13 protein-coding genes are annotated in these 13,785 nt (G+C 38.7%); 10 read left to right on the top strand and 3 right to left on the bottom strand.

The window, feature by feature from the left end; translation table 11 throughout:
• The first annotated feature begins 8 nt into the window (after window positions 1-8).
• The 4 genes from B4A24_RS15350 (at window position 9) to B4A24_RS15335 (ending at window position 5,134) form a co-directional block, all read left to right on the top strand.
• Window positions 9-737, top strand: a complete 729-nt coding sequence (locus tag B4A24_RS15350) for a (Fe-S)-binding protein (protein ID WP_293945994.1) — start codon at window positions 9-11, stop codon at window positions 735-737.
• 24 nt (window positions 738-761) lie between these two features.
• A complete protein-coding gene (locus B4A24_RS15345) occupies window positions 762-1,652 on the top strand; it encodes a TIM barrel protein (protein ID WP_293945993.1) in 891 nt (296 codons plus the stop codon).
• A 233-nt stretch (window positions 1,653-1,885) separates the two neighbouring features.
• Window positions 1,886-3,460, top strand: coding sequence for a peptide MFS transporter (locus B4A24_RS15340; protein ID WP_293945992.1), 1,575 nt, complete (start codon window positions 1,886-1,888; stop codon window positions 3,458-3,460).
• An 84-nt stretch (window positions 3,461-3,544) separates the two neighbouring features.
• The gene (locus B4A24_RS15335; RefSeq protein WP_293945991.1) at window positions 3,545-5,134 is read left to right on the top strand and encodes a peptide MFS transporter; all 1,590 of its coding nucleotides are present in this window, start codon (window positions 3,545-3,547) and stop codon (window positions 5,132-5,134) included.
• An 85-nt stretch (window positions 5,135-5,219) separates the two neighbouring features.
• Here B4A24_RS15335 and B4A24_RS15330 read toward each other — a convergent pair whose 3' ends face one another.
• A complete protein-coding gene (locus tag B4A24_RS15330; protein WP_293945990.1) occupies window positions 5,220-6,512 on the bottom strand; it encodes a hemolysin family protein in 1,293 nt (430 codons plus the stop codon).
• Between the two features lie 145 nt (window positions 6,513-6,657).
• Window positions 6,658-8,004, bottom strand: a complete 1,347-nt coding sequence (locus B4A24_RS15325; RefSeq protein WP_293945989.1) for a Gfo/Idh/MocA family protein — start codon at window positions 8,002-8,004, stop codon at window positions 6,658-6,660.
• A 232-nt stretch (window positions 8,005-8,236) separates the two neighbouring features.
• Here B4A24_RS15325 and B4A24_RS15320 point away from each other — a divergent pair, with 232 nt between their 5' ends.
• Both B4A24_RS15320 and B4A24_RS15315 read left to right on the top strand, forming a co-directional pair.
• A complete protein-coding gene (locus B4A24_RS15320) occupies window positions 8,237-9,343 on the top strand; it encodes a phosphotransferase enzyme family protein (protein WP_293945988.1) in 1,107 nt (368 codons plus the stop codon).
• A gap of 72 nt (window positions 9,344-9,415) precedes the next feature.
• Window positions 9,416-10,063: a carbohydrate-binding family 9-like protein gene (locus B4A24_RS15315; protein ID WP_293945987.1), complete on the top strand. Its 648-nt coding sequence runs from the start codon at window positions 9,416-9,418 to the stop codon at window positions 10,061-10,063.
• Window positions 10,064-10,089: 26 nt separating this feature from the next.
• Here B4A24_RS15315 and B4A24_RS15310 read toward each other — a convergent pair whose 3' ends face one another.
• Window positions 10,090-10,428 (bottom strand): DUF2853 family protein, encoded by a 339-nt coding sequence (locus B4A24_RS15310; RefSeq protein WP_104385854.1) that lies wholly within the window; start codon window positions 10,426-10,428, stop codon window positions 10,090-10,092.
• Window positions 10,429-10,655: 227 nt separating this feature from the next.
• Between B4A24_RS15310 and B4A24_RS15305 the strand changes: the two genes are divergently transcribed.
• The 4 genes from B4A24_RS15305 (at window position 10,656) to prmA (ending at window position 13,778) form a co-directional block, all read left to right on the top strand.
• Window positions 10,656-10,904: a type B 50S ribosomal protein L31 gene (locus B4A24_RS15305; RefSeq protein WP_077437478.1), complete on the top strand. Its 249-nt coding sequence runs from the start codon at window positions 10,656-10,658 to the stop codon at window positions 10,902-10,904.
• Window positions 10,905-10,982: 78 nt separating this feature from the next.
• Window positions 10,983-12,149, top strand: a complete 1,167-nt coding sequence (locus B4A24_RS15300) for a putative sugar nucleotidyl transferase (RefSeq protein WP_293945986.1) — start codon at window positions 10,983-10,985, stop codon at window positions 12,147-12,149.
• A 12-nt stretch (window positions 12,150-12,161) separates the two neighbouring features.
• Window positions 12,162-12,929: a triose-phosphate isomerase gene (tpiA, locus tag B4A24_RS15295; protein WP_172395786.1), complete on the top strand. Its 768-nt coding sequence runs from the start codon at window positions 12,162-12,164 to the stop codon at window positions 12,927-12,929.
• A 9-nt stretch (window positions 12,930-12,938) separates the two neighbouring features.
• Complete coding sequence (prmA, locus tag B4A24_RS15290) at window positions 12,939-13,778, top strand: 50S ribosomal protein L11 methyltransferase (RefSeq protein WP_293945985.1); 840 nt, start codon at window positions 12,939-12,941, stop codon at window positions 13,776-13,778.
• The last annotated feature ends 7 nt before the right edge of the window (window positions 13,779-13,785 follow it).

The following is a 13,785-nucleotide window of genomic DNA, read 5'->3' as shown; positions in this document are numbered from 1 at the left end:
AATTAAATATGAAGGTAGAACTTTTTGTTCCTTGTTTTATAGATCAGCTTTATCCAGAGACCGCTTTTAATACGATTCGTTTATTGGAAAAAGTAGGTTGTGAGGTGCTTTATAACCCCGATCAGACTTGTTGTGGACAGCCAGCCTATAATGCTGGTTTTTGGGACGATGCGAAGCAGGTAGGAAAGAAGTTTTTAGAAGATTTTTCGGGCGATCATATCATTATCTCCCCCTCGGCATCTTGCACCGGTATGGTCAGAAATAGCTATAGTGATCTGTTTGCGAATTCTGCCGATTCTCATCAATGCCATAAAATACAACAACAGGTCATGGAGGTTTCTGATTTTTTGGTCAACGTACTGAAAAAGGATTATTTTGGGGCGGAGTTGGAAGGTGTGGGGGTATATCATGACTCTTGTTCAGCGCTGCGCGAGTGTAAAATCAAGGATGAACCCCGTAAGTTGCTGAGCAAGGTGCTGGGATTGGAAATGCTTGAGGTTAAAGATAGTGAAACCTGTTGCGGTTTTGGTGGAAGTTTTGCTGTTAAGTTTGAGGGGATATCGGCCGCCATGGCGGAACAGAAAGTCAGGAATGCGATGGCATTGAATGCTGATTATATTATTTCGACAGATTCGTCTTGCTTGCTGCAGTTGCAAGCCTATATTGATAAACATAAGTTGCCTATCCAGACCATGCACCTTGTTGATGTACTGACTACTGGTTGGGGAAATATATAAATAACACACTTTAAATCTAAACATATGAATTCTAGAAGAGATTTTCTTAAAAACCTTGCATTAGCCTCTGCCGGTATGGTATTGGCGCCATCGTTGGAGAGTTTTGCTGCGGCAAAGAAAGACTGGTTTGACATTTCCTTAGCCGAATGGTCATTGCATAAAACATTATTTAAGGGTGATTTGAACAATTTGGACTTTCCGGTCGTAGCGGCAAAAAAATATGGTATCTATGGTGTAGAGTATGTCAATCAGTTCTTTAAAGACAAGGCTAATGACAACAATTATCTGACTGAACTCAACATGCGTGCAAAAGATAATGGTGTAAGGAACGTCTTGATTATGATCGATGGTGAAGGAAATCTTGGTGATGAGGATGAAACTAAAAGAAAACAGGCCGTACAAAATCACTATAAATGGATTTCTGCAGCGAATTTTTTGGGTTGTCATGCTATCCGCGTAAATGCTGCAGGTAAGGGTACACCTGATGAAGTCAGCAAACGCGTGGTAGAGAGCCTGACAACCTTGTCTGATATCGGAAAAAAAGCGGGTATTAGCATCATTGTGGAAAATCACGGCGGTATTTCTTCACACGGTGATTGGTTGGCTAAAACTTTGAAAGTTGTAGGAAGTAAATATTGTGGTAGCTTACCTGATTTAGGTAATTTCTATGAATACGACCGTTACCAAGGAGTAACTGATCTAATGCCTTATGCACACGGCGTTAGTGCAAAAACACATGATTTTGATGCCAACGGCAATGAGACTCAGATTGATTATGAGCGCATGCTGAAGATTGTAAAAAAAGCAAAATTCAAAGGATATGTGGGAATTGAATACGAAGGAACTAAATTGAGTGAAGAGGAGGGCATCTTCGCAACTAAAAAACTATTGGAGCGCTTGCGTCCATTGATCTAAAACAGATAAACAAAGTTCTTTTCATGAGTTGAAAAGAACTTTGCTTTTAACGAGGACTTGTTTTAATAGGAGTAATCCTATGAAACTAGATCCAAACTCTTGTCCATATTTAACTTGTAACCGAATCGATGGCCATATGTATTAAATCGTATGAAAAGAAAAGTATTTGGGCTGCTAAAAATAGACAAACTGAATCACACTACCTGATATTGAAAAATAACGATTAGAAAAACATGAATTTTGAAAATGATGCTGTTCTAACTTCTCATTTAAATAAAGTGGGCGCTGAACAAGTATTGGTTAAAGGGCATCCCGCAGGATTATTTGTCTTGTTTTTTACTGAAATGTGGGAACGTTTTAGTTACTACGGCATGCGCGCGCTATTAGTAAACTTCCTGGTGTCCACAATTGCTCAACATGGCTGGGGGTGGACGAATTCAGAAGCGATGAAGCTGTATGGTCTGTATACGGGAATGGTGTTTTTAACGCCCTTATTTGGCGGTATCATTGCCGATCGACTGACAGGTTATAAGAAGTCTATTATGGCCGGCGCAGTAATCATGACCTTAGGGCATATTTCTATGGCTATGGAGGGTTTCAATAAAAACTTTTTTCTCGGGGGATTGGTGCTTATTGTATTGGGTAATGGCTTGTTCAAACCAAATATTTCTTCCATGGTTGGTAAACTGTATCCCGATAAAGGCGGCAAGAAAGATGCTGGATATACAATTTTCTACATGGGTATCAATGGCGGAGCTTTTTTGGGGATGATGCTGTGTGGCTATATAGGTGAGAAAATCGGGTGGCACTACGGTTTTGGACTTGCTGGTATATTTATGTTTTTGGGAATGCTGCAATTTTACTTTGCACAACGTATATTCGGGAAAATAGGAAATACGCCTGAAAAGGAAAGTGCTGTTTTAGAGGAATTGAATCAAGAAGATGAGCACCCGAAGCATATTGTACGCGATCGCCTATTGGTCATCGCCATTTTTATGTTTTCAAGCATTGTATTTCATTTGGCTTTTGAACAGGCCGGAGGGTCAATGACCATATTTGCCAAAAACTATACGCAGCGTGTATTGAGCGGGGAGGCTGCTACTATTTTTAAGTGGGCGGATTTTGCGTTAACAATTGTGCCCATCGTAGTGGTTACTGGCGTATTGTTTGTGCTGGCAAAGAAGATAATCCGTAAATATCCATTGATTATACTTTTCTCCAGCATTTCATTTGTGATTATCTGGTTTTTGTGTTTATGGAAGATTTACCGCGAATATCATGGCATGAATTCCGAAGTGACCGTCTCTTGGTTTCCAATGCTTAATTCTTTCTTTATCATAACGCTAGCGACGTCATTTAGCAAAATCTGGGAGCGTGTCTGGAATCCCTCAGGCCCGATTAAGTTTGCGATGGGATTAACGCTGGTTGGCGTTGGGTTTGCTGCCTTAGCAATAGGAAGCTCCGAAATCCCTACTGGAGCTAAAACAGCGTCGGTGAGTATGATTTGGTTGGTATTGGCTTATTTTTTTCATACGGTTGGTGAGCTTTGTATTGGTCCTGTAGGATTGTCTTATGTAAGTAAATTGTCGCCAAAGAAATTCTTGGGATTGCTATTTGGTTTTTGGTTTTGCGCCAACGCCATCGCTAATTTTATAGGTGGATTTATTGGTTCTTACATTGATCGGATAACCGAATCACATTCGATGTCGTTTTTCTTTGCTGTGTTTACCGTTCTGCCTATGATAGCGGCTGTATTTTTACTCCTTGGTAATCAGAAAATAAAAAAGATGATGCATGGAATTGATTAATTCATAGAAAAATAGTGTATCTTCATGCGATTTTTATCAAATTAAAAACAAAACCTGAGTTATAAAACAATTATTGAAATTTATATGAATCAAGAAAAAGATCAAGTTCTTGTAGCGCATCTGGCCAAGCAGGGTATAGATGACAAGATGGTAAATGGGCACCCTGCCGGATTATTTGTGCTGTTCTTTACCGAGATGTGGGAGCGTTTTAGCTATTATGGCATGCGTGCTTTATTGACCTTATTTTTAATCAGTACGATCGCTGATGGCGGCTGGGAATGGAGTAACGAACGCGCTATGAAATTATATGGTGCATATACAGGTTTTGTTTATTTGACGCCGTTAATCGGTGGTATGATTGCAGATAAATTGACTGGATTTAAGAAAGCTATTTTAATAGGTGCATTGATTATGACATTAGGGCATTTATCCATGGCATTTGAAGGCGTTAATTCAGGCTTCTTTTTCCTAGGTTTGCTTTTAATGATCCTGGGAAATGGAATGTTTAAACCTAATATTTCTTCCATGGTTGGGAACCTTTACCCAGATAAAAGTGCAAAGAAAGATGCTGGTTATACGATTTTTTATATGGGTATCAATGCTGGTTCATTTTTGGGGATGCTTTTGTGTGGTTATATCGGTGAAAAAATTGGCTGGCATTATGGATTTGGATTAGCAGGGGTTTTCATGTTTTTCGGAATGCTTCAATTCTATTTTGGGCAAAACATATTCGGAATTATTGGCGATTCTCCTAAAGCAATACAAGCCCATCATGATGAAAAAGTCAAAAACCATGAAGAGGTTGATGAGGTTATTCCTGGTAATGTCGTTAGGGACCGTCTTGTCGTCGTTACAATATTTATGCTTGCTAGTGTCGTATTCTTTTTATCCTTTGAGCAAGCCGGCGGTTCGATGTCTATTTTTGCCAAAGATTATACACAGCGTTTGTTGTCGGGAGACTCAGCGGTCGCTTTCAAATGGATTGATACTATTCTAACTATGGTTCCCATTGTTATTGTTACTATTGTATTGACAGCGTTGGCTAGAAAGATTTATAAGCAATATCCATTGACGATTTTATTCACTGCGATCTCCTTCGGAATTATCTGGTGCTTGGGCTTATGGAAAGTATTTCGTGAGATCGGAATAACAGGATCTGAAGTTGGTGCGTCCTGGTTCCAGATATTGAATGCATTTTTTATTATTTCCTTAGCATCATCTTTCAGTAAATTCTGGGAAAAAGTATGGAATCCCTCAGGGCCCGTAAAATTTGCTCTAGGCTTGCTCTTGGTCGGTATTGGCTTTGCAGCTCTCGCCTACGGAGCAAGTGATATTCCTCAGGGAGCGAAAACTGCATCAGTTAGTATGATCTGGCTTGTTATTGCTTATTTTTTCCACTCAGCAGGAGAACTTTGTCTATCGCCAGTAGGACTTTCGTATGTAAGTAAGCTCTCTCCAAAAAAGTTTTTAGGATTACTTTTTGGCTGCTGGTTTTGTGCTTCAGCCATCGCTAATTTCATTGGTGGTTTTTTAGGTTCATATATTGATAAAATTACGGAGGAGCACTCGATGTCTTATTTCTTTATGATCTTTGCCATTGTTCCGGGAGTGACTGCACTATTATTGATTGCTTTCAATCCTATTTTGAAAAAGATGATGCACGGTATTAACTAGGTGAGCCTCTTAAAAGTGCTATAATACATAAGGGCTGATCAGTATGATTGGCCCTTATGTATTAATGGAATGGATAGATTCCTTGTTATTCCTCAATTTTTAATAATAGCTTATCTATTCGGTTGCCATCCATATCCAGCACTTCAAATACCATGTTTTTGAAGCGTACACGTTCGCCTTCTTCAGGAACGTGGTCCAAGAGTAGGAAAACCAAGCCGCCTACAGTAGTGACGTTGTTGATATCATCCTCGTCTTCTTCAGAAAGTCCTATTTCAAATTCATCCAAGAGATCTTCGATTTGATACTGTCCGTCCACAACATAATCCCCACTTTCCAATTGACGGATTGTTGGACGTGCACTGATATCGCTTTCAGTAATGTTGCCGACTAAATCGCCGACAATATCTCTTAATGTGATGATACCTTGTGGCGAACCGTATTCGTCGATGACAACTGCCTGGTGTACCTGGGATGTTCTCAACGTATTCATAATGCTGTATGAAGAACTGAATTCGTTGACAAATTTGATCGGAAGTAGGAGCTCCCTGAGATCAAAAGGTTTGTTTTGAAAGCATTGTCTAAGCAAGGATTTGACATGAACTACGCCCTTGATATTATCCAGTCCACCCTCGCAAACGGGATAAATTGAATGGTCATTATCGAGGATAATCTGTCTGTTTTCTTCGAAGCTGTCTGCAAGATCCAAAAATACAATGTTCTTGCGGTGGGTCATCAGGTTAATGGCTTTTTTGTCGCCTAAACTTAGGAGACGATCTACAATGTCATGTTCAATACCTTCGATCACGCCACTATCGACTCCCTCATCCACTAATGCCTTGATTTCTTCTTCGGTGACACTGTTTCCCGTACTTTTGATATTGAGGATTTTGACAATAAACTCGGTTGAGGCACTCAATAACCATACGAACGGTTTTACAATCTTGCTAAGGACGTTCATGGGGTAGGCAATGAGCATCGCATATTTTTCAGGAATGGCCATCCCAATGCGCTTTGGTACCAGCTCGCCCAGAACTAATGAGAAGTAGGTAATGATCAGCACGACCAAAATAACCGCAAGCTGTTGGCTATAGGGTGCGAGTATACTCGATTTATTAAAAACTTCAATCAAGTATGAAGAGATACTGCCACCTGAAAAGAACCCGGTTAAGATGCCAATCAAAGTGATTCCAATCTGCACTGTTGACAAGAAGCTGTTGGGTGATTCCTTGAGATGTAGTGCAATCTTTGCGGCAGGATTATCCTTGTCGCTCTCTGCTTGTAAACGTGCCCTTCTGCTGGATACGATTGAAATCTCAGAAGCAGACAGAATTCCATTTAGGATGATCAGTACTAAGATTATAATTGCTTCGGTAAGCATAACGTGTTGAAAAAATGTTTGTAAAGGCTAATTTAAGAAAAAGGTAACCTAAATGGTAGAACTATTGGGATTATCTTCAGTGTAAAACAAAGAAGCTGCATCTTTTTGGAGATACAGCTTCTTTGCTTTATACTATTTTCTGAGATTACATGCCGCTATCATCAAGCATAAAAGTATTTTTCTTTGTTTTCCATTTTCCTTTTGTGAAATCTGGGAACTCTAAGGTTTTATTGCCTTTTTTGATGGACTCCGTGGAAAGTGGGAATACCGCACTCATCGTTACCGAATCATAAACGTCAATTGGCGTTTGAACCTTTTGTTTTACAGCTTGAATAAAAGCGTTGAATACAAACCAGTCCATGCCACCGTGACCCGAACCTGTCGCTAATTCTTCGTACTTTTTCCAGATAGGGTGGTCATATTTTTTTACCCATTCGTCCGCTGGGTCCCAAGTATGTGGTTTTGATTTACCTTCGATGTGAATGCCTTTGGCTACATCCATCCAGATCCCCTCAGTACCTTGTACGCGGAAGCCAATCGAGTAAGGTCTTGGCAAGTGGGTATCGTGTGTCAATAACATCGTTTCTCCATTTGCACATTGCAGCATGGTCTGCGTAATGTCTCCGTTTTTATAGTTTAATTTACTATTCGGATGTCCTGGCGATACTTTGTTTACATAAGCTGCTAGTCCACGTGCTTTACTTGAGTAAGATGTAATGTGCGTGAACCTATTGCCTTTGTTGATGTCAACAAATTGCATGATTGGACCTAAACCATGCGTTGGATAAAGATCACCATCTTGGTCAATGTTGAATTGTGTACGCCATTGGGCTTCAGAAATTGCCTTGGATCCATACTCTGCACCGTGTCCGTAATAACTCTTTCCATCATTGAATAGAACTTCACGTAAATCATGTTGATAACCGCCTTCAAGGTGTAACAATTCACCGAATAAGCCCTGTCTGTGCATATTAAGAACTGCTAGTACATCGCGACGGAAAGCAACATTTTCCAATGTCATGTAAGGCTTGCCAGTCTCTTCAGATGCTTTTACGATATCCCAGTGATCTTGTACAGTTAGGCCAGCGATAACCTCACAACCTACATATAAACCTGCCTTCATAGCATCGATAGCCTGATCTTTGTGAAACTGCCAGGGTGTTGCGATGATAACGGCATCTAGTTTTTCACTGCTCAACATTTTTTTGTAGGCATCAACACCGCCAGTGTACTCTTTCGGAAGTTTGGTGCCTTTTGCATTGAACTGTTTACGGCATTGTGCAAGCGATTCTTCCTGTGTATCGCATACAGCCACTATTTCTAAATCGTCTCTATTCAAGGCAATCTGAACGTGGTTACGACCACGGAGACCTACTCCGATAAAGCCGATTTTTATTTTCCCATTTGATTGGGCGAATAAGTCTGTGCTCGAAAGGACACCGATTCCAGCGGTAGTGATTGCAGTTGATTTAATGAAATTTCTTCTATCCATTGTTTTGAGATATGAGGAGTTTGTATATTAGTTATTTATATTTAATGAAGAACCGTCTATGAGACTGGTGCTTATCAACAAATATATTATTTCATTTGCTATAAATGAAAGTGCAATCGTTTGCTTAAATTTATTAAATTTCATGCAATCGTTTGATTGAAATAAAAATTATCATTTATTAATTCAATTTATGATATTGCAAGCACATTGATGATTTAAAAAACATAGTTTAATGTCTGATTTTAACCAATTAGTAGTAGAGAACGCAGCAAAACAATTCACATTAGAGGGAGATATCATTTCAGTGCAGCCTTTTGGTTCTGGTCATATCAATGATACTTATCGTGTAATTACTTCCATAAATACCGGGATATCGCATTTATTGCAACGTATTAACCATCACGTTTTTCCAAATGTAGAGGGCTTGATGCACAATATTGAAATTGTAACAAAACATCTGAGTAAAAAAGTAAAGGTTGCTGAAGGAAAGCGGGTCAGCGACCATGTATTGACGATTGTTCCAACTTTAGAGGGACAATTATATACGAGAGATAGCAAAGGAAATTACTGGCGTATGTTTATCCTTATTGAGGATACGAAGAGCTATGATATTGTGGAGACCGAAATACAGGCCGCAGAAGGAGGACGTGCTTTTGGACTGTTTCAGAAGCAGCTTTCTGACCTTGATGCTTCAAGTATTATCGAGGTACTTCCTAATTTTCATAATATAGAATTTCGACTCGAAAATCTTAAGAAGGCCATCGCAAACGATGCTTGTCAACGTGTCAGCCTGGTCAAAGATAAACTCGATTTTATCTTTGACCGTGAAAACCGGATGAAAACGATTTTAGATTTGGGAAATAGAGGTGCATTACCTTTGCGTATTACGCACAACGATACAAAATTTAATAACGTATTGTTGGATGTTCATGACAAAATGCAATGTGTGATCGATTTGGATACAGTAATGCCCGGATATGTAGCCTATGATTTTGGGGATGCTATACGAACCATTATAAATCCTGTTGCCGAAGACGAAAAAGATATATCGAAGATCGTGCTGAACCTTTCTTTGTATAAGGCATATGCCGAGGGATACTTAGAAGAGGCAAACGAATTCCTGACCCCACTGGAGAAAGAAACCTTGGTGGATGGTGCATTTTTATTGCCTTATATGCAAGGTGTACGTTTCTTGACCGATTACATCGAGGGGGATCACTATTATAAAACCAAATATGACGAACATAATTTGGTGCGTACCAATACGCAATTGAAATTGGTGGAGGAGATGGAAAAGAATGAAGAGTTTATGAGGAAGGTAATTTTTGACTGTATTTAACGATTTTATACCTTTAATATTTGAGAAGCTTCCATCCTATGATGAAGCTTCTTTTTCTTAACTTTATTGCATATGAAGAAACTAACCATTCTGCCTATAACATCAAATTTGACCGGCAGACTCAACTTTAATCAGCTTTCGGATCTTGTCGGAGACTTTGAATGGAATACATTGCCCCATAGTAATTGGAGTGAGTCGTATCCTTATCAACCAGAGGTACGGTTTAAAATTGGATATACGGAAAAGGAGCTTATCGTACAGTTTGATGTCGCAGAGGAGCAACTACGTGGAAATTACGCAGAGGCGAATCAGAATGTTTGGGAAGACAGTTGTGTAGAATTTTTTATTTCGTTTGATGACCGGAAGAATTATTATAACATCGAATTTAATTTAATAGGAACGGGACTGATTGGATATGGATCGCCGGATAAAGCCACGAGAAATAGGCTTAGTGCGGCTGAAATTGAAACGGTGCAGACATTCTCATTGATTGAGCGGCATAGCGGAACTGACAAGCATTGGACCATGATCCAGGTCATTCCACTGGCAGTCTTTAAGTTTAATGATACACGTGATTTGAAAGGAAAAACGATACATGGGAACTTTTACAAGTGTGGTGACAATCTAAAACAACCACATTTTGTTTCATGGAATAAAATAGATAATCCAACTCCTAATTTCCATTTGCCTCAATTCTTTGGGGAATTAATCTTTGGATAGAAGTTGGATTAATAAAATGTTGATGCTTATTGGTAAACAGATTCTTTTTTGAATTTTTTTGCCAATAAAGCATATACCAAAACACGGTATTTATTTTTATTGGATTTACCAATAGCGGTAATAACTTCTTCTAATGCCTTATCTAAATCAGGACCATCTTTAAGACCTAATTTTTTGATCAGGAAATTTTGCTTGACACGTTTAAGCTCCTCAGGATCCGAAGCAGCAATAGTTTCTGAATCTGCATTATAAATGGAAGGTCCCATTCCTTTGGTCACTTTTGCAATAAATGCATCATCTAGTGATAGACCTAGTTTTTTTGATTCTGCAGTATATGCAGCAATTTTTTCATCTAATTTGCTCATAATTGTGTAAATGATTTAATTGTAGTAAGTTAAATTAAGGGAAAAAAGTTGGAAAACAAAATAATTGTTTGGGGTTAAACAAAGATTGTTACATTTGTAACCGTTTAAGTGCCGGTAACTGAAAGTGTGGAAAAAATGAGTGAATTATTCTTTGCAATTGTTGCAAATTACATTTTTATAAATTATCTTTGCACCTCAATAATTGAATATACGTAATCATAATAATAATGAAAAAAGATTTGCATCCTTCAAATTACAGATTAGTTGTATTTAAAGATATGTCAAACGACTATGCTTTTATTACTAAATCTTGTGTTGACACGAAAGAGACTATTCAGTGGGAAGATGGTAATGAGTATCCAGTTGTAAAATTAGAGATTTCTCATACATCGCACCCTTTCTATACAGGTAAAATGAAATTGGTTGATACTGCTGGACGTATCGATAAATTCCGTAGCCGTTACAACAAAAAATAATTGTAGCAGATCTGTATATTACAATATTAAGAACTCGATAAATATTATTTGTCGGGTTTTTTTTGTTATTTTTACTTTGTGAAAATCTTTTTTGTAGATTGTTTTGATGCTGTCCGATCGTTGGATAAGCTTACCTTCCCGCTGGCTTCTTTTGATAAAAAGAGTTTATATCCTTTTACTTTTATTAAATCCTGTCTGGACCTGCGTGTCGGTATTTTGACATTAAGGGAGAAATGGCAGCAGCTGGCAATGACATTTGACCTGGAGATTGCTGAAGGTGACGGGATTGAGGATGGTGCTATTTGGGTAACTAAGCATGTTATTCCTACCGTGGCATTGCTACAGGCTATTTCAAACTTGGAAATAGGAGATGTCTTGTCGCAAGACGGAACGATTATCGCTTTTCGGTATCACAAAGAGGGCCATCTTAAGCTCAAGAAGATAGATGATGATCTCTGTTTATTAAAAGGGGTGGAAGACCTGTTCTTATTAACGGGGACTGAAATAGCAAATGATTTTAAGCTTCTGGCTAAAAGAACCTCGATAGCCAATGTTTCTTCTACTAATCAATTATTGGGTACAGACTTTTATATCGCTGATCAGGTCAAGATGGACTGTGCGACACTTAATTCTACTTGCGGGCCTATTTATATCGATGAAGGTGTCACCATTATGGAGGGAGCCCATCTGCGGGGACCTTTATACTTGGGAAAAGGGGCTGTTGTAAAAATGGGCGCAACAATTTATGGGAATGTATCTGTCGGTAGGCAGAGTGTGGTGGGAGGTGAAGTGGGTAACTCAGTCATTGGTGATTTCTCGGCAAAAGGACATCACGGCTACTTGGGATGTTCGGTTATTGGTGATTGGTGTAATCTAGGAGCAGGAACATCCAATTCGAATCTTAAAAATAATCTAAAGACTGTGTCAATTTATGATTATAAGTTGGGCGGTTTGAGAGATACGGGCTTATTGAAGTGCGGTGTTTTTATGGGAGATTATACGCGAACAGGAATAAATTCTTCTTTAAATACAGGAACAGTAATTGGAATTGCAAGTATGCTAGCAGATACAAGTTTTTATGCTAAATTTGTACCGTCGTTTGCCTGGGTGTTTAATGGGGATACACAAGTCTATAACTTTGACAAATTTATGGCGTATCTGGAAACCCTATATATGTCAAAACATGAAGAACTGCCAGAACGACTAAAGAGGGAATTGAATCAACTTAACAAAAAATATAATTAAATCGTAAAAATCATGCGTAAGAAAATCGTAGCTGGTAATTGGAAAATGAATTTAGACTATCAATCAGGATTAAGTTTATTCTCCGAAATTATCAATATGGCCAAAGATGAAGTAATTGGAAATCAAGAATTGGTTGTGTGTAGCCCTTTCATTCATTTATCAAGTCTTGGGCAATTGTCTAAGAATGTTGCTAATGTGAATATTGGTGCACAAAATATTCATCAGGCAGAATCTGGAGCATATACAGGCGAGATTTCTGCAAGCCAGGTAAAATCTGTCGGCGCTTCACATGTGATCTTGGGTCACTCTGAAAGACGTGCTTATTTTGGTGAAACAGATGCGTTGTTAGCTGCGAAAGTAGATATTGCTTTGAAACATGGCTTGACTCCTATATTTTGTATTGGAGAAACCAAAGAAGAACGTGAATCCGGTAATTTCTTTGAAATAATTAAAACACAATTGACTGATGGATTGTTCCATCTGTCCAATGAAGCTTTTGCCGCTGTGGTATTGGCCTATGAGCCAGTTTGGGCAATTGGTACAGGACTTACTGCTAGTCCGGAACAAGCACAGGAGGTACATCAATTTATTCGTCAGGTGCTGGCCGAAAAATATGGACAGGAAACAGCTGACAATACAAGTATCCTTTACGGTGGATCTTGTAATCCGGGCAATGCAAAAGATTTGTTTGCGCAAGCGGATATTGATGGTGGTTTGATTGGAGGAGCTTCTTTGAAATCGAGAGATTTTATAGATATTGCCAAGGTGTTTAACGGCTAATTTTTAGAAATGAAATACATAGAGGTTATCTTTCAAATGCTATCAGGTGAGGAATGGCAAAAAGATCTGTTGGTATCTGATTTGGCAGACATTGGCTTTGATACTTTTGAAGATACCGAGTCTGGATTTGCAGCTTATATACCGGCTGCAAATCTTGATTTGCAAGCATTAGAAACATTAATGCTAAATCTGGATGCTGGACTTGAAGTGGACTATAAGGTTGAGGAAATAGAAAACCAGAACTGGAATAAACTTTGGGAAAGTAACTTTAACCCCATAGAAGTCGGTGGACAGTGTTATGTACGGGCTACATTTCATGAGTCAAAACCTGATTTCCCTTATGAAATCATTATTGATCCTAAAATGTCTTTCGGGACAGGGCACCATCAGACTACATCAATGATGCTTCAATATATTCTGGAAAATGATTTTGAGGGCAAGTACGTATTGGATATGGGCTGTGGTACAGGTATCTTGGCGATTCTGGCATCGAAAAAAGGAGCTAAGGCCGTATTGGCAGTGGACTATGACGAAATTTGTGTAGAAAGTGTCGCTGAAAATAGCGGGCTTAATCATGTTGACAATATCGAGGCTGTATGTGGTTCCTTTGAGGTGTTAAAAGATCGTCTTTTCGATACGATATTAGCAAATATTAATCGAAATATCCTATTGGAGCAGTTACCCCAATATGCTTTAAGTATCAATAAAAATGGAGAGTTGTACTTAAGTGGATTTTATGAACAGGAAGATTTGACGATGTTGCGTGATACGGCTGAGTCTTTAGGTTTTGAATTTATCTCCAAAAAAGTTTTAAATAATTGGTGTGCAGCCAAGTTTGTGAAACGGTAATAGAGCG

The organism is Sphingobacterium sp. UBA7249 (assembly GCF_002472835.1).
GTDB lineage: Bacteria > Bacteroidota > Bacteroidia > Sphingobacteriales > Sphingobacteriaceae > Sphingobacterium > Sphingobacterium prati.
This window is presented reverse-complemented; position numbering and strand designations above follow the sequence as displayed.